Origin of the sequence: Brevibacterium picturae (assembly GCF_900105045.1) — a bacterium.
Classification (GTDB): domain Bacteria; phylum Actinomycetota; class Actinomycetes; order Actinomycetales; family Brevibacteriaceae; genus Brevibacterium; species Brevibacterium picturae.
The window spans coordinates 3,182,507-3,202,637 of the sequence record NZ_LT629739.1 but is presented as its reverse complement, the minus strand read 5'-3'; the positions used below and the strand labels follow the sequence as shown (position 1 = coordinate 3,202,637).

17 protein-coding genes are annotated in these 20,131 nt (G+C 64.8%); 4 read left to right on the top strand and 13 right to left on the bottom strand.

Translation table 11 applies throughout. From position 1 onward, the window contains the following. Positions 1 to 17: 17 nt before the first annotated feature. From BLT92_RS14605 to BLT92_RS14555, 11 genes are all read right to left on the bottom strand, one after another. A complete protein-coding gene (locus BLT92_RS14605; protein ID WP_092106704.1) occupies positions 18 to 1,229 on the bottom strand; it encodes a sugar ABC transporter permease in 1,212 nt (403 codons plus the stop codon). Beyond that, on the bottom strand, positions 1,226 to 2,050 hold the full coding sequence (locus tag BLT92_RS14600; protein ID WP_172802606.1) for an ATP-binding cassette domain-containing protein: 825 nt from the start codon (positions 2,048 to 2,050) through the stop codon (positions 1,226 to 1,228). Before BLT92_RS14600 ends, BLT92_RS14605 begins: the two co-directional genes overlap by 4 nt. A gap of 41 nt (positions 2,051 to 2,091) precedes the next feature. Then, a complete protein-coding gene (locus BLT92_RS14595; RefSeq protein ID WP_231938856.1) occupies positions 2,092 to 3,204 on the bottom strand; it encodes a substrate-binding domain-containing protein in 1,113 nt (370 codons plus the stop codon). Between the two features lie 115 nt (positions 3,205 to 3,319). Next, on the bottom strand, positions 3,320 to 4,399 hold the full coding sequence (locus BLT92_RS14590; protein ID WP_092106702.1) for a LacI family DNA-binding transcriptional regulator: 1,080 nt from the start codon (positions 4,397 to 4,399) through the stop codon (positions 3,320 to 3,322). Positions 4,400 to 4,553: 154 nt separating this feature from the next. Beyond that, entirely contained in the window at positions 4,554 to 7,049 is a 2,496-nt protein-coding gene (locus BLT92_RS14585; protein WP_092106699.1) for a GNAT family N-acetyltransferase, read from the bottom strand. Continuing rightward, positions 7,046 to 8,518 (bottom strand): lysine N(6)-hydroxylase/L-ornithine N(5)-oxygenase family protein, encoded by a 1,473-nt coding sequence (locus tag BLT92_RS14580; RefSeq protein ID WP_092106697.1) that lies wholly within the window; start codon positions 8,516 to 8,518, stop codon positions 7,046 to 7,048. Before BLT92_RS14580 ends, BLT92_RS14585 begins: the two co-directional genes overlap by 4 nt. Next, complete coding sequence (locus BLT92_RS14575; protein WP_092109410.1) at positions 8,515 to 9,966, bottom strand: pyridoxal phosphate-dependent decarboxylase family protein; 1,452 nt, start codon at positions 9,964 to 9,966, stop codon at positions 8,515 to 8,517. Before BLT92_RS14575 ends, BLT92_RS14580 begins: the two co-directional genes overlap by 4 nt. Positions 9,967 to 10,567: 601 nt before the next feature. After that, a complete protein-coding gene (guaB, locus tag BLT92_RS14570; protein WP_092106695.1) occupies positions 10,568 to 12,094 on the bottom strand; it encodes an IMP dehydrogenase in 1,527 nt (508 codons plus the stop codon). Positions 12,095 to 12,234: 140 nt separating this feature from the next. Next, on the bottom strand, positions 12,235 to 12,897 hold the full coding sequence (locus BLT92_RS14565) for a GntR family transcriptional regulator (protein WP_092106693.1): 663 nt from the start codon (positions 12,895 to 12,897) through the stop codon (positions 12,235 to 12,237). Between the two features lie 9 nt (positions 12,898 to 12,906). Beyond that, positions 12,907 to 13,086: a hypothetical protein gene (locus BLT92_RS14560; RefSeq protein WP_092106691.1), complete on the bottom strand. Its 180-nt coding sequence runs from the start codon at positions 13,084 to 13,086 to the stop codon at positions 12,907 to 12,909. A gap of 15 nt (positions 13,087 to 13,101) precedes the next feature. After that, positions 13,102 to 14,037 carry a pseudouridine synthase gene (locus BLT92_RS14555; RefSeq protein ID WP_092106689.1) on the bottom strand — a complete coding sequence of 312 codons (936 nt, stop codon included), beginning with the start codon at positions 14,035 to 14,037 and terminating at the stop codon, positions 13,102 to 13,104. 86 nt (positions 14,038 to 14,123) lie between these two features. Between BLT92_RS14555 and BLT92_RS14550 the strand changes: the two genes are divergently transcribed. After that, positions 14,124 to 14,570 carry a hypothetical protein gene (locus BLT92_RS14550; RefSeq protein WP_157691462.1) on the top strand — a complete coding sequence of 149 codons (447 nt, stop codon included), beginning with the start codon at positions 14,124 to 14,126 and terminating at the stop codon, positions 14,568 to 14,570. A gap of 50 nt (positions 14,571 to 14,620) precedes the next feature. Here BLT92_RS14550 and BLT92_RS14545 read toward each other — a convergent pair whose 3' ends face one another. After that, positions 14,621 to 16,300: an acyl-CoA dehydrogenase family protein gene (locus tag BLT92_RS14545; protein WP_092106685.1), complete on the bottom strand. Its 1,680-nt coding sequence runs from the start codon at positions 16,298 to 16,300 to the stop codon at positions 14,621 to 14,623. Then, positions 16,297 to 16,899 carry a TetR/AcrR family transcriptional regulator gene (locus BLT92_RS14540; RefSeq protein WP_157691461.1) on the bottom strand — a complete coding sequence of 201 codons (603 nt, stop codon included), beginning with the start codon at positions 16,897 to 16,899 and terminating at the stop codon, positions 16,297 to 16,299. Before BLT92_RS14540 ends, BLT92_RS14545 begins: the two co-directional genes overlap by 4 nt. Before the next feature lie 72 nt (positions 16,900 to 16,971). Between BLT92_RS14540 and BLT92_RS14535 the strand changes: the two genes are divergently transcribed. The 3 genes from BLT92_RS14535 to BLT92_RS14525 all read left to right on the top strand — a co-directional run bounded on the left by BLT92_RS14535 (position 16,972) and on the right by BLT92_RS14525 (position 20,130). Further along, on the top strand, positions 16,972 to 18,489 hold the full coding sequence (locus BLT92_RS14535) for a class I adenylate-forming enzyme family protein (protein WP_092106681.1): 1,518 nt from the start codon (positions 16,972 to 16,974) through the stop codon (positions 18,487 to 18,489). Positions 18,490 to 18,584: 95 nt separating this feature from the next. Then, positions 18,585 to 18,980, top strand: a complete 396-nt coding sequence (locus tag BLT92_RS14530) for an SRPBCC family protein (RefSeq protein WP_092106679.1) — start codon at positions 18,585 to 18,587, stop codon at positions 18,978 to 18,980. Positions 18,981 to 18,996: 16 nt separating this feature from the next. Continuing rightward, positions 18,997 to 20,130 carry a lysophospholipid acyltransferase family protein gene (locus tag BLT92_RS14525; protein WP_157691460.1) on the top strand — a complete coding sequence of 378 codons (1,134 nt, stop codon included), beginning with the start codon at positions 18,997 to 18,999 and terminating at the stop codon, positions 20,128 to 20,130. Position 20,131 lies beyond the last annotated feature (1 nt).

Below are 20,131 nucleotides of genomic sequence, written 5' to 3'. Positions count from 1 at the left end.
TTCGACGCCCGCCGGTGCTATCCCCGCCCCACGTACCTTTGCCCGCGGCGGCTCAGGGCGTCGACGACGACGGCCGCGAGCAGGACGAGGGCGGTGATGATCTGCTGCGCATCGGAGCTGAAGCCGATGAGGTAGAGACCATTGTTGATGGCACCCACGACCAGTGCACCGAGCACGGCGGCCCAAGCTGAACCGCGCCCGCCGAACAGGGAGGTTCCGCCGATGACCGCTGCGGCGATGGCATTGAGCAGATCCTGGGTGCTCACCAGCGTCGATCCGGCGTTGGTCGTGACACCGGTTTTGATGAAGCCGAACAGTGCCGCCAGGACACCGGCGGCCATGAACACGCTGATCCGCACCCAGGTGACGCGGATGCCGGCGCGCCTGGCGGCCTCGACCTTGCCGCCGACAGCATAGATCGAACGCCCGTACTTGGTCTTGCGCAGAACGAGGTCGATGGCAATGGCGATGACCATCATGAGGAAGAAGGGCATGGCCAGACCGAAGTCCTGATTGACCAGGATGAGGAACCCGAACACGACAGCAGCGAGGATTGCGGTGCGCACGATGATCGAGGTCCAGCTCGGGCTGGAGAGCCCCTCTTTGTGTCGACGCAGCTTCGAGTAGACGATTCCGGCGCCGAAGCCGATCACCGCGACCGCTCCGAAGACATAGGCCCACAGGGCAGGGAAGTAGAAGCTCGCGAAGTCGAAGGCGAAGGAATTCGCCATCGACAGGTTCTTCTGCGTCCCCAGCGTCGTCAGTGTCAGCCCGGTGTACGCGAGCAGACCCGCAAGCGTGACGACGAATGCCGGAATGCCGACAACGGCGAAGAACCACCCCTGAATCGCTCCGACGATGAGACCCAAGAGCAGCATGATGCCCAGGGCGGCCAGGGGCGGTACCCCCTGTCTGATGACCAGCACGCCCAACAGCGAGGCCGCCAGTCCGCCCAGCTGTGCCAGGGACAAGTCGATCTCGCCGAGCAGCAGGATGAGGTTGATGCCCAACGCGAGGATCGCGAGGTAGGCCACCGTCGACGACAAATTGACCAAGTTGGCCGGGGAGATGAAGTTGCTGTCCGCCGTCTGGAAGACGACGACGATGACGATGAGCGCCAGGATCACGGGGAACGAGCCGAGCTGTCCCTCCTTGACCCTGCGCACGAATGTGGCGATGAGACCGTCGCTGGTGATGCGTTCGTCGGTGATGAACGAGTTGCGGGTCATCGGCGCTCACCTCTCCGGGTTGCTCTCTGCGTCACTGCATTGTCGCTGGCTCCGGTGATCGCGGCGACCAGCACATCGGTGCGCTCGTCGCCGGGGAAGTCGCCGGCGTCCTTGCCCAATCGCAGAACGTGGACTCGGTCGCACACAGCCTGCACATCGGCCATGTTGTGGCTGACCAGCAGCACGCCGAGGTCGCGTTCACGCAGCCGTTCGATGAGGTTGAGCACCTCTGCAGTCTGCGCGACACCGAGCGCAGCCGTCGGTTCGTCGAGCATCACGATCGAAGGTTCGCCGAGGAGGGACCTGGCGATCGCGACCGTCTGACGCTGTCCGCCCGACAGGGCTGCGATCGGCACCCTGACGCTCGGGATCTTCGCCGACAGGCTGTGCAGCAGCTCCCACGACTTCGCTTCCATGGCGACCTCGTCGAGGACACCGCGCCGAGTCTTCTCGTGTCCCAGGAACAGATTGGCAACAACGTCGAGGTTCTCGCACAGCGAGAGGTCTTGGAAGACCGTGGCGACCCCTGCCTTCTGCGCATCCTTCGGAGAGGCGAACTTCTGGGCCCGCCCGTCCAACTGGATCTCGCCTTCATCGGCCGGATGGACTCCGGCGAGGACTTTGACCAGGGTGGACTTGCCCGCACCGTTGTCACCGACGAGGCCGACGACTTCGCCGCGGCCGATGGTCAGGTTGATATCGGTCAGTGCCTGGACCGCGCCGAATCGTTTGTTGATTCCGCGCAGTTCGAGGACCGTTTCGGCTCCTCGGTCCGGCGCCCGCGAACTCGCGGGCGCCGGATCATTGCTATGAGAATTCATATGTTCCTACTCGCCGATCTCCACTTGCCGTTGCGCGATGCCTACTTGACGCCGGCGTCTTCGCAGAGCTTCTTCACATCACCGGTGCAGATGTCTTCGGCCTTGATCTGATCACCCACGATGTCCTTGACCGTGTCCTTCGTGACGACCTTGGCCTCGACGAAGTCCGTCGGAGTGTCCTTGTAGGTCGTTGACCCCTCGGGCTTCTCGCCGCCGGCCAGGGCGACTGCCGCATTCGCCGCGAATTCCGCCTGGGGTGGAATCGACTTGTAGATCGTGGCGTACTGGTCGCCCCTGAGGATATTCTGCAGTCCGTCGACCTCGGCGTCCTGTCCCGTGACAACGGGCTTGACCTTGGCCCTCTTCGTGGCAGCGAGGACACCTCCGGCGGTGCCGTCATTGGCCGCGTAGATGGCGATCGGCTCTTCCTCCGCGCTCTGCAATTGACCCTGGACCCATTTGCGGGCGTCGTCCGGGTTCCAGTCGAGGGTGTCATGGCTTTCGGCGATGTCGACCCCGGCGCCCTTGAGCGTCTCCTCGGCACCGGCCTTGAAGTCGGCGGCGTTCGGGTCCTTCGGATCACCGTTGACCATCCAGACCGGACCCGACTTCGGGTCTGTGCCCTCGGCCTTGAGCCCGTCGAGGACGGCCTGCCCCTGCAGGTTGCCGATCTTCTTGTTGTCGAACGAGGTGTAGTAATCCGCCCCTTCGAAGAAGCGGTCATAGGCGATGACCGGGATCTTCTTAGCTTGAGCCTTCGACAGTGCCGATGCCACCGCCGAAGCGTCGACCGGGTCGAGCACGATGGCGTCGACGCCCTCGGTCACCGCGGCTTCGAACTGCTGTTGCTGCTGGGTCGCGTCCTGGTTCGCGTTGCGGTATTCGACCTTCGCATCAGGGTTGGCCTCTGCGACGTACTTCTCGAAGTTCGGTTTGTCGAGGGATTCGTAGCGAGTGGTCTTGGACTCCGGGAGCAGCAGGGCGATGGTGACGTCACCGTCGCCGCCCGAGCCGCTATCGGCTTGTTCATTGCCTTGGCCCTTCTGATTCCCGCAGCCGCTGAGCGCCAGAGCGCCGATAGCAACCGAGGCGCCGAGGAGGGCCCACCTCTTCCGGGACGAATTGTTGCGGGACTGCAGGTTTTGCCTCATCATGAACCTTTCAATCTTTCTGACAACGTTGTCAGGCTGTTCAATATAATTCGCTGATCGAGGCCCTGTGTCAACTGTTTCGCCGAAAAAGTTCTGCCGAAAGTCTCTCCGGACAGCGTCACTTGTCAGGAGGTTCTTCGCCGCTGCCGCGGGCGATCACGTGGACCGGAATCTCCCACCGCCGAGGCGAGGGGCCGCTGCCGACAGCCCCGTCGGAACCGTGCCCCGCCCCGTCGGAACCGTGCCCCGCACCAGCGTCAAGCGCGGAATGGGAGGCGTCCTGCAGACGTCGGACCGCCTCGGCGGCCATGGAAGCGACATCCCGGTCGATCACGGTCACGTCCAGGAGATCCGCGGTGGGGAAGTCATCGATTCCCACCAGCGCCGGCCATTGGTCAAGTCGCCGACAGGCGTCGATGGCGCCCTGGGTCAGGGTCGCGGACAGGGTGATCAGTGCGCTCGGTGCGGTGCGGGACCCCAGCCAGGCGGCCACGACGTTCTTCGCACTGACCAGGTCGTGAGCGTCCTCCTCCATGTAGGCTCGCCACCCGACGTCCGAACGTCTGGCAAATGCCGACCGGATTCCGGCGAGTCGGTCGACGGTGATCGGGCTGGTCGAGTGATCGCCGACGACGCCGATGCTGATGTGCCCGTGGTCGAGGAGCTGGGTGGCGGCGAGCCTGCCGGCACGTTTTTCATCGCCGGCGATGACGGCCACTGCACCCCCTGCTGTCGAGGGGTCGAAGGACACGATCTTCACGTCAGCAGATGCCGCCTCGGCGTAGGAACGTGCTGCATCCGGGTGGGAGCGGATGATGCAGAGTCCGGACATGTCATTGGCCAAGCACTCGTCGAGGAAGGCGCGTTCACGTTCGGGATCATCAGCCGTGATGGTCACGACCGGGCGCAGGCCGACTCGACCCAACTCGGCCTCCAGTAGGGTGAATAGCCGAGATTGGAACGGATCGCGGCCATCGCTCATGATCACACCGATGTAGGGTGATCGACCGCCGGCACGCAGGCGTCTGGCGGTGGAGTTGAGACGGAACCCGAGCTCGGCGGCGGCGTCCTCGACCTTCTCGGCGGTGGACGTGGCCACATGCTTTTCGCCGTTGAGCACCCGAGAAGCTGTCTTGATGCTCACCCCTGCGCGCGAAGCGACCGTGGCCAGAGTCGGCCGATCGTTCTGCTTCGCCATGACCACACCTTTGAGTCGGGAGTTCCTCGAACTGCTGAGCGGTCCCGTGGAGGCGACCGATAGGAATGATGATAGCCGCTGGCAATCGAGAGAACGCTGACCGTCCGGCGATTCGACGGTCGCCGGAGCGGTCAGGCCCTCGTGGGTGGGGCGATCAGCGCGTCACGGGGTTCCTCATCGTTCCGGCATAGAGCAGCGATTCGGCCTGGTTGCCGATGTCGACCATCTGCTTCGTGTTCCGCAGCTGCAGCCTGTTGAGGCAAGAGTGGGCGAAGCGTTCTGCGCGCAGGTCCACATCTCCGGCGAGCCCGCGGGCGAGATCCGGGTGCTCGGTCTCGTAACGGTCGAGCACCTCGGCGACCAGAGCCCAGAATTTCTGTGCACCCAGCACACCGTCGGAGTCGAGAATCCCGCCGAGGTGGCGCAGCACCCCGTCGAACATGTCCGTGAACACGGACAGGGCCTTCTCCTCCCCCGGGACCAGCGCGCGGATCCGCTCCACATCGCCGGGCAGTTCGCGGTGACCGAGGACGGCGACCTCCTCGCCGATGTCCTTCATGAAGGCTCCGGTCACGACGTGCTCGTCGAGGATGAGGATGAGGTTCTCCCCATGCGGCATGAACACGAGATCGTGGGCCAACAGAGCGTGGACGAGCGGGTGCAGGTACGCCCGCAGGTAGGAGCGCACCCAATCCTCGGGCGCCTGACCTGCGGCACGAATGAGTTCGCTGACGAAGGCGACTCCCCTGTGATCGCGGTGCAGCAGAGCCGCCATGGTGATGACCTTCTGCCCGGGTTCGAGCACGGTCAGCGGGTTCTCTCGCCAGAGGGCGGCGAGCATCTTCCGGTGCGGATTCGTCTCCTGGGTGCAGTGGTAGACGTCGCCGGTGTAGCCGAGCGCGGTGCGTTCGCGCAGGACGCGGAATCCGGCCTGCCCGAAGGTGGGATCGGTCCCGATGAGCTCGGCAATCCAGTCGTTGATGGCCGGTGTATCGCGCATGTACTTCGGGGACAGTCCGCGCAGGAAGCCCATGTTCTGCACGGCCAGCGCAACCTTCACATAAGGGGCGTCGGCCCGTGTTTGGTTGAAGAATGTGCGCAGGGACTGCTGCGGCTGAAGCTCATCCAGCCCTGCTCCCAGGGGCAGCAGGTCACCGCGGGCGATGTCGGCGGCGAAGGTGATCGCGAGTCGGTGGTCGGCCTGCCAGGGGTGGACCGGGAGGAGATGGAAGTCCTCGGGGGCACGGCCGGCCGCCCGAATTCTGGAGTCGAAGAGTTCACGTTCGTCCGCGCTGAGCGCCCAGCCGAGGTGCGTGGCTTCATCGAAGCCTTCACCGAGCGAGAGGTGGCTGTGTTCGCGGGTCGCGGCCACCCATTCGATGCGTGTGGTGCGGCCGGTCTCCGGGGCCCAACGGCGGTAGTCGGACAGGGAGAATCCGATGCGCCCGTTGTTCGCGATGAACCCGGGGTGGCCCTCGGTCATGGCCGCCTCGGTGGTCTGGAAGTCGGCGTCGAGGAGGTCGGTGGAGTCCGGGCGCTGACCCCTGACCGCCTCGTCGAGTTTGAAGGCGCTGCTGGCCAGGGTCGAGGCGAGTTCCTCGAGGTAGGTCGATATCAGGTCTTCTGGGATGTCGAGCGCGTCTTGGAGTTCGACGACGAGTTCTTGGGCGTCGAGTGGCGTCTGCGCGTCATCGACGAAGCGGGTGATGCTGGCCTCGTCGATGACCCAGTGTTCGAGCGGCAGGACTCTGGCGGTGAAGGTGTAGCGGGTGGCCGGGCCAGCGGAAGTGTTCGAATCCCCGATGCGCAGTTCCCACTCGACGGGGTCGGCAGCTGAATCCGTGCCGTGGGCCGGCTCCGCGACTCTGCTCGAGTCCGCGACCCGGACCGGGGCGATGAGGCGTTCGTGGGCGAATTCGGACAGAGCCTTGGCCACGAGGTGGCGCTGGGCCACCGCGAAGGTATCGCGATTGAGGTGGGAGTAGGTGCTCGGGGTGGCTTCGACATCCTCACGGTCCAGGAGTGCGACCAGCTCACTGGATTCGAAGTCCTCGTGAGTGCAGATGCTGATCAGGGCGCGTTTGCGCTCCTGACCCATCATGATGGTCGCCTCGCGCACCGGACTGAAGCCTGCCGCCCGGTTCTTCTCGAGGATGGCCGTGTTCCTCACGTCGGGTTCGACGATGACTCGGCGTCCGCCTCGGCCGCCCTGTTCGCTCGGGCGCAGGCAGAAGTCGATGACCTCGGCCATGATCCGGTTGGTGAGTCCGCGCACTCCGTCGCCGTCGGGCGGTGCGACAAGCAGGTGCATTCCGATGTCGTCGAACCCGGTCGGAATTACATCGTGTGGGATCAGTGTGGAGGGCACGTAGGTTTCGACGTAGAAGCAGTCGATGCCGTCGACGGAGCCCACCCAGCCGTTGTCATCGGCGGAATCGTGCACGCCGCTGAGGTAGTTGTGGACTCCGGACTCGTCGAGTTCGGTCATCTGCCAATAGTGGGCACGTGGGTGGCTCAGCCAGACATGGATGTTCTGGGTGTCCCGCGCTGGGTCCATCGCGCGGATCTCCACAGTGAGTGCGTCGAGAGCGGTGATAGGTGCGTCGAGTGCGGATGTTGTTGGGGCGTCGTTGATGAGGTCGGTGGTCATACGTGTGTCATCTCCCTGTCGCCGGTGTCGGCGAAGTCGAAGTTCATGTCGAAGTCGTCCTGGGTGCTCAGCGGCGCGCCGTCCGCGGTCTCAGCATCCGGGATCTCGGAATCCGAAGTCTCGCTGTCCAGGTTTCCGTCGTCGGGAAGGCCGAACGTCTGGAACGCGATCGAGCGCTCGATCGGATACGGTTCGCGGCCGGTCACGTGCGCGAGTACGACCGATGCCCGCCAGGGGCCGAAGCCCAGGTCAGGGGCGGTGACTCCGTGAGTGTGCTCTTCGCCGTTGAGGACGTGGACGGTGCCTGCGTCGTTGATGGTGTAGTGGCGGCTGACGTCGAGGCGGCCCCTGCCATCCAGGCGGATCTCGTCGCCCAGCGGGGCGAGGAAGTCCGGCACTTGAGATTTGTAGCCGGTGGCGGAGACCACCGCTCCGCTGCGACGTTCGAAGCATTTGTCCAAGGCGGTGTGGCGGAAGCGCAGAACGTAGGCTCCGGACTCTGCGTCGTACTCGGCGGCCAGCAGTTCCGATTCGGCCAGCAGATGAGTGCGCAGTTTCCTGCCGCCGCGGCTGAGTCGGTAGAGGGTGTCGTGGATGTCGTCGACGAGGTCTGCGCTGATGCCCTTGTAGAGGGTCCGCTGCTCGCGCCCGAGCTGTTCGCGCAGGTCATCGGGCAGGGCACGGAAGTGGTCCGTGTATTCCGGGGACGTCATCTCCAGGGTCAGCTTCGTGTACTCCATCGGGAAGAACCGCGGCGACCTGGTCAGCCAGTCGAGCCGGACTCCCCTGGCCTCGGTGTCGTCGATGAGGTCCCGGTAGATCTCGGCGGCGGACTGTCCGCTGCCGACGATCGTGATGGATCCACTCTCGAGCAGCTCTTCCCTGTGGTCGAGGTACTGCGAGGTGTGGATGACCGGTCCAGCGCCGGATCCGGCCTCCCCTACTTCGAGGTTCCGCAGGGCTTCAGGCAGGACCGGTTCGGTACCCACACCGAGGACCAGGTGGCGAGCGCGGTAGGACTCGGTTCTCAGCGCTCGACCGGAGCCATCGGTCACCTCGGCGGTCACCGTGTAGATGTCGTCGCTCTTCGTCACCGAGGTCACGGTGCGGTTCCAGCGCAGCGTCTCCAGCTGTGCGGCGACCCAGCGGCAGTACTCGTCGTATTCGGCGCGCAGGGGCGAGAAGGATTCGCGGATGTAGAAGGGGTAGAGCCGGCCGCTGTCCTTGAGGAACTTCAGGAATGAGAAGCGGGAAGTGGGGTCGGCCATTGTCACGAGATCGGCGAGGAACGGCACCTGGATCGTCGCGCCCTCGATCATCATGCCCGGGTGCCAGCGGAACTCCGGGCGCTGGTCGAGGAAGACGGCGTCGACGTCGGGCAGCGGGTCCGACAGCGCAGCCAAGCCCAGTCCGAAGGGCCCGATGCCGATGCCGACGATGTCGCGGATCTGTGTGTCCGGCGCGCTCATGCGGCACCTCCTTCTGTCGTTGTGCTCTCCAGATACCTGCCGGCGAGGATGCCGTGGCCGGTGGCGCGGACGAGGTCGAGCACGGCGGTGATGTCGGCGACCGTGGTGTCGGGATTGAGCAGGGTGAGTTTGAGCCAGGGGGTGCCGTCGATGGTGGTGCGGGCGACGGCTGCGCGTCCGGAGCGGAAGAGGACGCGGCGGATCATCGGCACTAACTCGTCGGCGGTGGCGCTGTCTGTCTCTCGGCCGCGTGCGGTCGCGGGCACGAATCGGAACAGGACCGTGCTCAGGTCCGAGGCGCCGAGCACTTCGAAGTCCGGCTGAGTCTCGAGGAGTTCGCGGACCTCGGCGGCCAGGTCGCACACGGTGTCGACCATCTCTCCGATCTCGTCGGCGCCGCGGGCGCGCAGCGTCGTCCACAGTTTCAGTGCGTCGAAGCGGCGGGTCGTCTGCAGGGACTTGTCGACCTGGTTCGGTTCGGCCTCGGCGCTGTGGGCCTCGGCTTCGGGGTTGAGGTAGTCGTTGTGATGAATCGTCGGTTCGAACAGGGCGACGTCGCGCACCAGCAGTGCGCTCGAGGACACCGGCTGGAAGAAGGTCTTGTGGAAGTCGATCGTCACCGAGGTGGCTCGTCCGATTCCTGCGAGCAGGTGCCTGCGCTGCGGTGCCCACAGCAGTCCTCCGCCGTATGCGGCGTCGACGTGCATCCACACGTTCGATGCCTCGCAGACCTCGGCGATGGAGGTCAGCGGATCGATGACGCCGAGGTCGGTGGTTCCGGCCGTGGCGACGACGGCCATGACGATCCCGCCGGTCTCGTCGATGTCGCGCAGAAGCTCGGCCAGCGCCTCGGCGTCCATCCGACCGGTGGCATCGGTGTCCACGGTCACGACCGCCTCGGCGTCGAGTCCGAGGATGAACGCGGCGCGGGAGACTGAGAAATGGGTCTGATCGGTCGTGAGTACCCGCAGTCGGGACAGGAAGTCACGGCGGGTCGAGTCGCCGTGGGCGCGCAGGACGTTCTCCCGGGCGAGGAACAGCGCCTGCAGGTTCGACTGTGTGCCGCCGGAGGTGAAGATTCCGTCGCCGGCTGCGAAGCCGACGTGGCGGCTGGCCCAGTGGACCAGGCGTCGTTCCATGAGCGTGGCGACCTCGGACTGGTCGTAGGTGTCGACGGAGGTGTTGATGGCCGCGAGCATCGCCTCGGCGGCAACGGCCGGGACGGCGACGGGGCAGTTGAGATGGGCGACGTAGCTGGGGTGGTGGAACCAGACGGCGTTACGGGCGTAGAGGTCGTCGGCCTCCCGCAGGGCCGCGACGTTTCCGATGCCGTGGCAGTCGAGGTCGAAGCCGGCGACCTCCGATTCCAGACTGGCCCTGTCATTCGCCGAGGTGGGTGCGTCGACCCGCGTAAAGCGTTCGGTGAGTGCGTCGACGACCTCGTGCATGAGTTCGGCGTAGGCATCGGCACTGTGGGATCCCAGGAGCGCGTCGCCAGTGGCGGTCGCCTGTGATGCGTCATCGTTGCGGACCCGGCGAGGCGCGTCCTCGCTCAGAGGCGAATTGTCGGTCGGCGGCGCAACGTCGGCTGGCGGAGCGTCGGTCGGTGTCGTCGCCTCGGTCAGTGGCGCTGAGGTGTCAGAGAGCAGTGAGGTCATAGCGGTAGGGTTGCCTCCTTCGGTTCACGGTCCGGTAAGGCCGGACTACATTAGGGAAACCTACCCTAAGTGAACGAAGAAGCAAGGTGGGTGGTGCCGCCGATTCTCGACTACACAAGTAACCTCTGCCGGAGCCCAGGGGCGCTCTCGTCAACTCTCGAGCGGCCAAGCCCACGATCGACGACAGGCGTATACGGCCCGGAGATTCACACGTGGCATTCGTCACACCCTGGCGATTCGTCTGACATCCTGAGACAGCGAAAACGGCCGTAGCCCCTGCGCAGGAGGCAGAGGCTACGGCCGTTGACAGTGTTGCGGACCGCCGCGAAAAGATCGCGAAGCACGTTCGAAACGATCGCGAAGCACCGTCGGACGACGGTCGGGTGAAGTCCTATTTCACGACGTAGTTCGGTGCTTCGACGGTCATCTGAATGTCGTGCGGGTGGCTCTCCTTGAGTCCCGCCGCGGTCAGGCGGACGAACTTGCCCTTGGCCTTGAGCTCGTCGATGGTCGGGGCGCCAACGTAGAACATCGACTGGCGCAGACCACCGGTGAGCTGGTGGGCGACCTGTTTGAGCGGTCCACGGTAGGCGACGCGACCCTCGATGCCCTCCGGGATGAGATCCGTATCGGTGTCGATGTCGTCTTGGAAGTAACGGTCCTTCGAATAGGACTTGCCCTGGCGTGGGGCCATGGCACCGAGTGACCCCATGCCGCGGTAGGCCTTGTACTGCTTGCCGTTGACGAAGATGAGTTCGCCGGGCGATTCCCGGCAGCCTGCCAGCAGCGAGCCGAGCATGACGGTGTCAGCACCGGCGACCATGGCCTTGGCGATGTCGCCCGAGTACTGCAGTCCCCCGTCAGCGATGACCGGCACACCCGCGGCACGTGCCGCCTGAGCTGCGAGATAGATGGCGGTGACCTGCGGAACTCCGACGCCCGCGACCACGCGGGTGGTGCAGATCGAGCCCGGTCCCACGCCGACCTTGATGGCGTCGGCACCGGCGTCGATGAGGGCCTGTGCGCCTTCCTTCGTGGCGACGTTTCCGCCGATGATCTGGACGCCGGCGAATGTCGGATCGGCCTTGATCGTCTTGATCATGTCCGTCACGCCGCGAGCGTGACCATTGGCGGTGTCGACGACGAGGACATCGACGCCCGCCTCGGCGAGGAGGGTCGCGCGTTCGTAGGCATCGCCGTGGAATCCGACGGCGGCACCCACGCGCAGGCGACCTTCGTCGTCCTTCGTGGCCAGTGGGTATTCCTCTGTCTTGACGAAGTCCTTGACGGTGATGAGGCCGCGGATGACGTTGTTCTCATCGACCAGCGGCAGCTTCTCGACCTTGTGCTCGGCCAGCAGCTCGAAGGCCTTCTCCGCGGACACACCGTCCGGTGCGGTGACCAGCGGCATGCGGGTCATGGTGTCGGCGACGGTGCGGGTCGGGAATTCGCTGCGGGTGACGAAGCGCAGGTCGCGGTTGGTCACGATGCCCAGCAGCACGTTGTTCTCGTCGACGACGGGGAGTCCGGAGATCCGGTATTTTCCGCAGATCTCGTCGAGCTCTTCCAGCGTCTTCTCGGGGGTGATCGTCAGCGGGTCGTTGATCATTCCGGATTCGGAGCGCTTGACGTAGTCGACCTGGGCCGCTTGGTCTTCCATCGACAGGTTGCGATGGATGATGCCCAGTCCGCCGATGCGGGCCATGGCAATGGCCAGTCGCGACTCGGTCACAGTGTCCATGGCGGCCGAGACCAGGGGGATATTGAGTTCGATCTCTTTGGTCAGACGTGTGGTCGTGGTGGCGTCCGAAGGGATGACATCGGTGTCACCGGGCAGGAGGAGGACGTCGTCATACGTGAGGCCCGTCAGCGAGAACGGATCGTTTGCGGCCTGTGTTTCCTGCTCGGGAATCCCCATGGGTACAGCCTTTCGACGCGGTGAGTACGGTGGCTCAATGCTATCGAAGTCATACAACGCTTATCTACAGTTTCAAATACCGAGCACTGTGAGACTGCCGACACCAATACTCAGGCTCCCTCGCCGAGGCGGTTGTTCCCTCAGCGGCCTTCGCCGACCGAGCGCGCCAGGTCCAGCGTCGAGGCCTCGGAGTCATCGAGGTGGATGCGCAGGAGGCCTTCGGCTCCGTGGCGGTCCCCCGAACGCATCTTCTCCAAGATGTCGCGGTGCGGGTTCGCCCAGTGGGAGTGGTATTTGCCGGGCTCCTTCGAGCGGGCGAATGTCGTGGACAGGCGAGCCATGAGGTTGACGTAGAACTCGTCGAGCAGCGGCGAACCGAGCAGTCCCACGATGGCGCGGTGGAAGGATGCGGAGTGTTCCTGCGCATCGGTCCAGCTCTCGTTGTTCGGCGCGGTTTCGGCGCGGACGACAGATGCTTCCACGCGACCCATCGCCTCCTCGGTGGCGTCCTGCGATTCTTGGACGGCGCGGATCTCGAAGACGCGCCTGGCCTGGTAGAGGTCCTTGAGTTCGTCGAGGTCGAAGGTGCGCACGAAGAAGCCGCGATTCGTCTCCTGGGTCAGCAGACCGGCGTGGCGGAGCAGGCTCAGGGACTCGCGCGCGGTGTTGCGCGAGACGTTGAATTCCTTCGCCAGCGCACCATCCCGGACCGGAGAGCCGGCGGAGTATTCGCCGGTCGTGATTCGGGACCGGACCAGGGCGACGATCGCCTCTGATGTGCATCCGGGTTCGTGTGGACTCATGTCTCCAGGCTACCGTGTCCCCGCGAATCGTGGAGAACGCCGGCTCGCAACGACGCCGGGATCGATGTGGCCATCGTCCTGGGCACCTCGGATCTTTGCGGAGAATTCTTCTCGCCTCGGCACGAACATCCCGACGAGGTAGGCCTGCGTGATCGCCCCGCCTTCAGGACCGAGGATGGTCGAAGCCATCGAGAAGGCCCGTCGTTAGATCGACTCCCCCAAGCGGAGCCCTGATTCGAAGAATCGTTCTCGCCCGGTCAACGGATCGTCGAACCCGATCGAGGCTGCCAGCAGCTGCAACGGTGAGCTGAAGTCGTAGGGGTCCGGGGCCAGGTCGACCGGATAGACCGGATCGCCGAGGATGGGCAGCCCGAGCGAGTTCATGTGGACCCGCAGCTGATGGGTCCGACCCGTCAGCGGTTCGAGAACGTACTCGCCGATTGTCGGGGTCCGTTCGCCCAGCAATCCGATCCGGCTGAACGCGTTGGGCTCGCCCTCGACTTCGAGGACCTGCCTGCCCCCGCGCGGCTTGACCAACCTCGACTCCTTGACCAGGGGAAACTCCATGCCCGCAGGCGGCGTCGGCGCCAGGGCCCGATAGGTCTTGGCCACGTTCCGGTCCTGGAACAGACGCTGATAACGACCACGGGTCTCGGGACGTTTCGAGAGGATCAGCAGGCCGGCAGTGACACGGTCGAGGCGGTGGATGGCCACCAGGTCGGGTTGGGCGAAGTCCGTTCTGGCTCGGGTGACGACGCATTCGCGCACGAAGCGTCCGTTGGGTGTGCTGGCGAGGAAATGCGGCTTGTCGACGACGAGCAGCTCTTCGTCCTCGAAGACCACGGAGATTTCGAAGGGAATCCGCTCCTCGGCCGGGACCGGACGGTGGAAGAAGTAGAAGCCTCCGGGAACGACCGGGTCACCCCAGACAACCGGTGCCCCGGCCTCGTCGCGCATATCGCCCGTGGTCAGCAGGCTGCGCCGAGCGTCATCGGTCGCCTCGGGGAATTCGTCTTCTAACCATGCGCCGATCTTCTCGGGCACGGGCAGATGGTTCTTGTCATGAGTCGCCTTCCCGCCCGGGGCCCGCAGTGGGGTCGCCGAGATCCCTTCGCGGGGCGGGAGCGGACTGCGTGGCATCGGACCAGTTTAGCCGTCGACACGCAGTCGCTCGGGGCACGGGGGCCTACGAGAGATCAGGAGCGCAACGTTCTATGGTGGATGACATGGACAACACCGAATTGACGGAAGAGTTCCTCCTCAACAAGGTCATCGCTCCGGTCGTGCTCGGCATGTTCGCCAACGACGAATGGGACAGCTACGGGATGAATCACGATCCTGCCGACGAAGGTAAGTGGATCGTCAGAGTCGTCGCCGAGCGAGAAGCCGTCGACATCCCCCTCGAATACTCGGAGGGCACCGAATCGGTCGATGAACTCCAACGCACGCTCATCGCCGAGCTCCGCGCGTTCATCGATCGCTCGGAGTTCGGGCAGCGCCGAGACGAGGACTGGGCGGCCGACGAACACAATGCTCCTCACTCCGGTCTTACGCGTACGCCTCGTCCGGACTTCAACGGACCGGCGGAGTGCACGATGCGCCGCCGCAGGATCGGCTCGCGCAATCTCTTACTCGACCGGCGCCGCTGCCGCTCGGCCCACCGCAGAGGCTGACTCACGCCCGTTGGGTCCACCGCGGAATCTGACTCACCGCGGAAACCGGCTCAGGCCCGTTCGACGAGGAAGTCGATGTCGATATCACTCGGCAGGGCGCCGTATTCCCGGCCCCGACTAGGCCCCAGACGTGCCGACGCGAACCCGGCTGCCACCTCGGCGGGGGCGGAGTCGAAGAGGATCGCCGACTGCATGAGCAGCGCCATCTTCTCCACCAGAACCCGGCCACTGCGCTGAACTCCTGCGATTCTGGCAGGATCTCCGCTGGTGACAGCCTCAAGTGAGGACTGGAGGGAACCGGCGAGTCCGTCGTAGGCGGCATCGAAGTCCGGGTGGCGACCCAGTCCGGTCTCGAGGAAACCGAGGAAGGCCTTCGCCGTTCTCGGCTCCCGCCCCAGGGCGCGCAGCACGTCGAGGACGATGACATTGCCGGACCCTTCCCACACGGCCATCACCGGCTGTTCACGGTACCGACGGGCCAGCGGGAAGGCCTCCGTGTACCCGTTTCCGCCCAGGCATTCGAGTGCCTCGTAGGCGTGTTCGGGTCCGCGCTTGCAGATCCAGTACTTGCCGACCGCGGTGGCCAGACGTCGGAAGTCTGCGGCGTCGGCACTGTCGTCATCGTGGACGGAGGCCAGGTGCATGGCAGTGAAGGTGGCGGCTTCGGATTCGAGCTGCAGGTCGGCGATGACGGCGCGCATGAGTGGCTGGTCGATCAGTCTCGCACCGAACGCAGCGCGTCCGCGAGCATGCCAGGCGGCCTCTGCCACGGACTGGCGCATGCCCGCCGTGGATCCGAGGACGCAGTCGAGGCGAGTCTGGGAGACCATCTCGATGATCGTGCGCACACCCTTGCCCGGCTGCCCCAGCAGCCACCCGTCCGTGGAGTCGAACTCGATCTCCGAGGAAGCATTGGAGTGGTTGCCCAGTTTGTCCTTGAGCCGTTGGATTCGGACAGTGTTGAGGCCGCCACCGGGCAGGATGCGGGGAACGACGAAGCAGCTCAGCCCCTCCTCGAGGTGGGCGAGGACGAGGAATGCATCGGACTGCGGCGCCGAGCAGAACCATTTGTGTCCGGTGATGAGATAGTGGTCGCCGTCTTGGATCGCGCGGGTGGTGTTCGCCCGCACGTCCGAGCCGCCCTGTTTCTCGGTCATCGCCATTCCGAAGGTGACCGCGGTCTTCTCCGCCGGGTCGATACGTCTGGGGTCGTAGTCATTCGCGGTGGCCTTCGGGACCCAGAAGTCGGCCAGCCTCGAGTCGGCCTGCAGGGACGGGATGACGGCGTGCGTCATCGACACGGGGCAGGCATGGCCGGGTTCGATCTGGGAAAAGAGCATGAATCTGGCGGCACGGTCCGCGTTCGCTCCCGGTCCGGGATGAGCCCACGCGTGTGAGTGAGCACCACTTCGCAGCGCATCGGAAATGATGCGGTGATAGGCGGGGTGGAATTCGATCGCATCGATGCGATTGCCCCACTCGTCGTGGGTCTTCAGCTCCGGTCCGTGTTCATTGGCCAGGCGTGCGTCATTGATGAAGTCCGCGCTGCCGACCAGCCCCCCGATGCGTTCGAGCTCAGCCGTCGATGCGTGTGGTGCGTATGTGTCCACGGCCTCGACGAGGGCCGTGTTGAGACTGAATTCGTTGATGTCCCGCCGAGGTGGCGCCTGGTTGAAGACCTCGTGTGTGGCGGATGTGCCCGGTGCGGTTGCTGAGGGTGCGTGGCTCATTGTTCTCCTATGGCTGTGCGCGCGAATGTGGACAGTGCGGTGATGAGTGATTCGACCTCGGAAGTGCTCGGAGGAGCCTGTTCGGGATCGAGGACGTCGACGAGATTCTCGGCGATGGATCCGACCAGGGACCGGGCCACCACCTCGGCGGGGATGTCGGCGGAGTACCCGTGGTTCAGCCCCTCTGCAATCACGGAGACATACCCGCGTCGCAGTGCTCGGCGTTCGATCTGCACGGTGTCGGGGACTTCTTCGAACAGGAGTGCGTGGGCGAGGGTGCGGCCGGCGACCGCGCGACGGATGAAGACGTCGACGACCGATCCGACGACCTCCGCGGCACTCGTCGACGCACCGACGGCTGCCTCGACGACGGCGAGCTCGTGCGAAGCGGCACGGGCAAACACGATCCCGAGCAGCTCGTCGCGGTTGTCGAAGTAGGTGTAGATGAGGCCGGCACTGCACTCGGCCTCACGCGCCACAGCCGCAATGCTGGCCGCGGTGAATCCGCCCGAGGCGATGACATACTGGGTTGCGCGTTCGACTCGGGCACGCCGCTGCTCGGCTTTGGCGCGAGTTCTGGGAGTTTCGCGATAGGCCACTGCTGCCCTTCCCCAAAGAAATGAATCATGGTTCAATTGTTGAAAGTATGGCACTCGTCACAAGGAGAAGCAATGAAGCTCGGAACCATGCTCGATTCCACCGTGCTGCGCGACCCCGAGAAGGAAGCACTGGTCTATGGGGACGAGAGGTACACCTATGCCGAGCTTCGCGACCGCGCCCTCAGAGCGGCACGTGTCCTCGAGAACAACGGCATCGTCGCTGGTGACACCATCGGGATCATGACGTTCAACGTACCGGGGTTCGTCTTCGCAGCCTTCGGCGCCTGGTACCTGGGCGCCATCGTCGTGCCGGTCAATCACAAGATACAAGCCCCCGAGGTCAAGTACACGATCGACCATTCCGGTGCGAAGTTCGGCATCGTCAGCGCTGAACTGGCTGAGACGGCGCGCGCGGGCGCCCCGGACATCACCTGGCTGGAGACCGAGTCCGCAGCACCTTCGAGCTTCGACTCTCAGTTGGAGGCGGCCGAGCCCGCTGAGCCGGGTGATTTCACGGACGAGCACGTCGCGCAGATCCTCTACACCTCGGGCACCACGAGCGCACCCAAAGGGTGTGTGCATTCGCACCGCAACATCTCCCAGGTCGCGACCCTCATCAATCTCAACATGGGATATCACAGCGACGACCGTTATCTCATCTGCATGCCGATCTGGCATTCGGCTCCGCTGAACATCAGCCTCGTTCCCACCGTCCTCACCGGCGGCACGATTGTCCTCCAGCGTGCGTTCCATCCGGTGGATTCGATGGCAATCATCGCCGAGGAGAAGATCACCACCTTCTTCGGCCCGACCATCGCCTATGTCGCACCGGTGATGACGGCGAAGAAGCTCGCCATCGAGTTCTCGGACTACGACTTCTCCTCCATCAGGCGTTGGAACTACGGCGGTGCGCCCATCGACAGGTCGACCGCAGCCATGCTCATCGACGCCTATGGGACCGACCAGTTCTTCAACCTGTTCGGAATGAGCGAAATGGGGCCCACCGGCTGCATGCTCCGGCCCGAGGACCAACTGCGCAAGGCCGGGTCAATCGGGCGAACGGCGATGATCGGCAATGCCATGCGCGTGGTCAAGGCCGATGGCACAGATGCCGGCCCGGGCGAGACCGGCGAGATCTGGTTCACCGGTGACACCCGAATGCGCGAATACCTCAACAATCCAGAGGCGACGCGGGCCGCGTTCGAAGGAGACTGGTACAAGAGCGGAGATATCGCGAAGCTCGACGAGGACGGCTATCTCTTCATCGTCGACCGCAGCAAGGACGTCATGATCGTCGGCGGTGAGAACGTCTACTCCCTCGAAGTGGAGGAGGCCATCATCGCTCATGAGAGAGTCGCTGATGTAGCGGTAGTGGCCAAACCGGATGCCGAATGGGGCGACAAGGTCGTCGCGTTCATCACGACCGCCGATGGCCGACCCTTCGATGTCGAAGAACTGCGTGACTACCTGGGCGACAAGCTTGCGCGGTACAAGCTGCCCCGAGAGGTCATCATCACCGAGGAGCTCCCCCGCAACCCATCGGGCAAGCTGCTCAAGCACAAGCTGCGCGGCGAAGTCGCCGCCGGATAGGGCGAGGTCACTGCCGGGTAGGGCGAGGTCACGGTGCCGACGGCCACGCACGGATTGCCCTGGTCGGATCGCGGCACCTGTGGTGCACTTGGATCATGAGCTTCTACGCACGCCACATTTCGCAGACGATCCGACGCGACCCCTCCGACATCGCGGTCTTCGCCGGTAATCCGGCAAACCTCCCGCAGTGGGCGGCGGGCCTGAGCGAGGGCATCCGCAACGAGACCGGGCGGTGGATCACCGATTCGCCGATGGGTGAGGTCGAGGTCAGTTTCCGCTCTGGCATCGAATTCGGGATCCTCGACCACGACGTGATCTTCCCGGACGGCACCACCGTGCACAATCCGCTGCGTGTGCTCCACAACGATGACGTCAGCGAGGTCGTCTTCACCGTCTACCGCCTCCCGCGGGTCAGCGACGAGGAATTCGCCCGCGACCTCGAAGCCGTGCAGAAGGATCTGGAACGACTGCGCGATGTCCTCGAAGGCTGATCAAACGGACACCTCCTTGGGATCTGATACCTCCCTGGGGTGGGGGCACCGGTTCATCAATGCCGCCATGCGCACCCTGTACTTCGGTCGCATCCGAGTCCTCGACCTCAGCGGCGAATCCGTCGACCGCGGGCAGGAGTCGGCCGACCGCGAGATTGAGACGGACACATCCCGGGCTCGTCCGCGCCTCATCATCTCCAGCCACCGCAATGGCGCCATCGACGGCCATCAGGTGCTCGCCGCGTTCCCGCGAGCCCAGTTCCTCATCTCGATCCAACTCATCCGCAGCTGGTTCCTGCGTCTCTTCATCGCCGGCATCCCCGTCGTGCGCCCCAAGGACGTCGAACGCTACAACCTCGACCCCGCCTCGGTGGCCAGTCCTGTCGAAGCCGGCACTGCCCACCTTCGCCGAGGCGGTGACCTGGGGATCTTCCCCGAAGCCAGCAGCGAGTGGGGCCACAGGCCCCAACCTTACAAATCGGGTGCCGCCCGCATCGCCTGCACCCTGATCGAGGAGGGCATCGATCTCGAGGTCATCCCGGTCGGATTGTTCTATTCGACTCCCGACCGGTTCCGCTCCCGCGCCGAGGTGGTCCGCGGGAAGTCTGTCACGATTCCTGACCGCAATGGCCGGGACCGATCCGAGTGGGAGGCCGAGGTCGCCTCGGCGATGGGATCAGCACTCGATGAGGTCTCCGTGGACTGCCCCGATGAGGAGACCTTCGACCGCATCCAGGCGAGAGCTCTCGACATCGCCCGGCGAACTGGCGGCGGATCTGCCACGGGAGGCCCGGCCCCGTTTGCGCAGGCGTTCCTGGACCTGCAGCGTGATTTCTCCGCCACCGAAGCACGCAATGCGACTGGCGACCTCACCGATTCGACCCCCACCTTCCCGGTGCTGCGCTGGGTCGGGCTCGTGCTCATGTGGCTCTTCGCCCCCGTGCTCGGGGCCGCCGCCTTTGCCGGATCGCGCGCAGACGGTCGCAATACTGTCACATTCTTCCGCCTCCTCGGCGGCTTCGCAGCGGTTATGGTCTGGGTACCGGTGCTCATCGTTGCCGCGTTCTTCTGGCCCCTGGTCATCGGAATCGGCATACTCAGCGCGGTGTGCGGCTGGCTGCTTCTCGGCCTGAACCGCTTCCGCCTGTGAC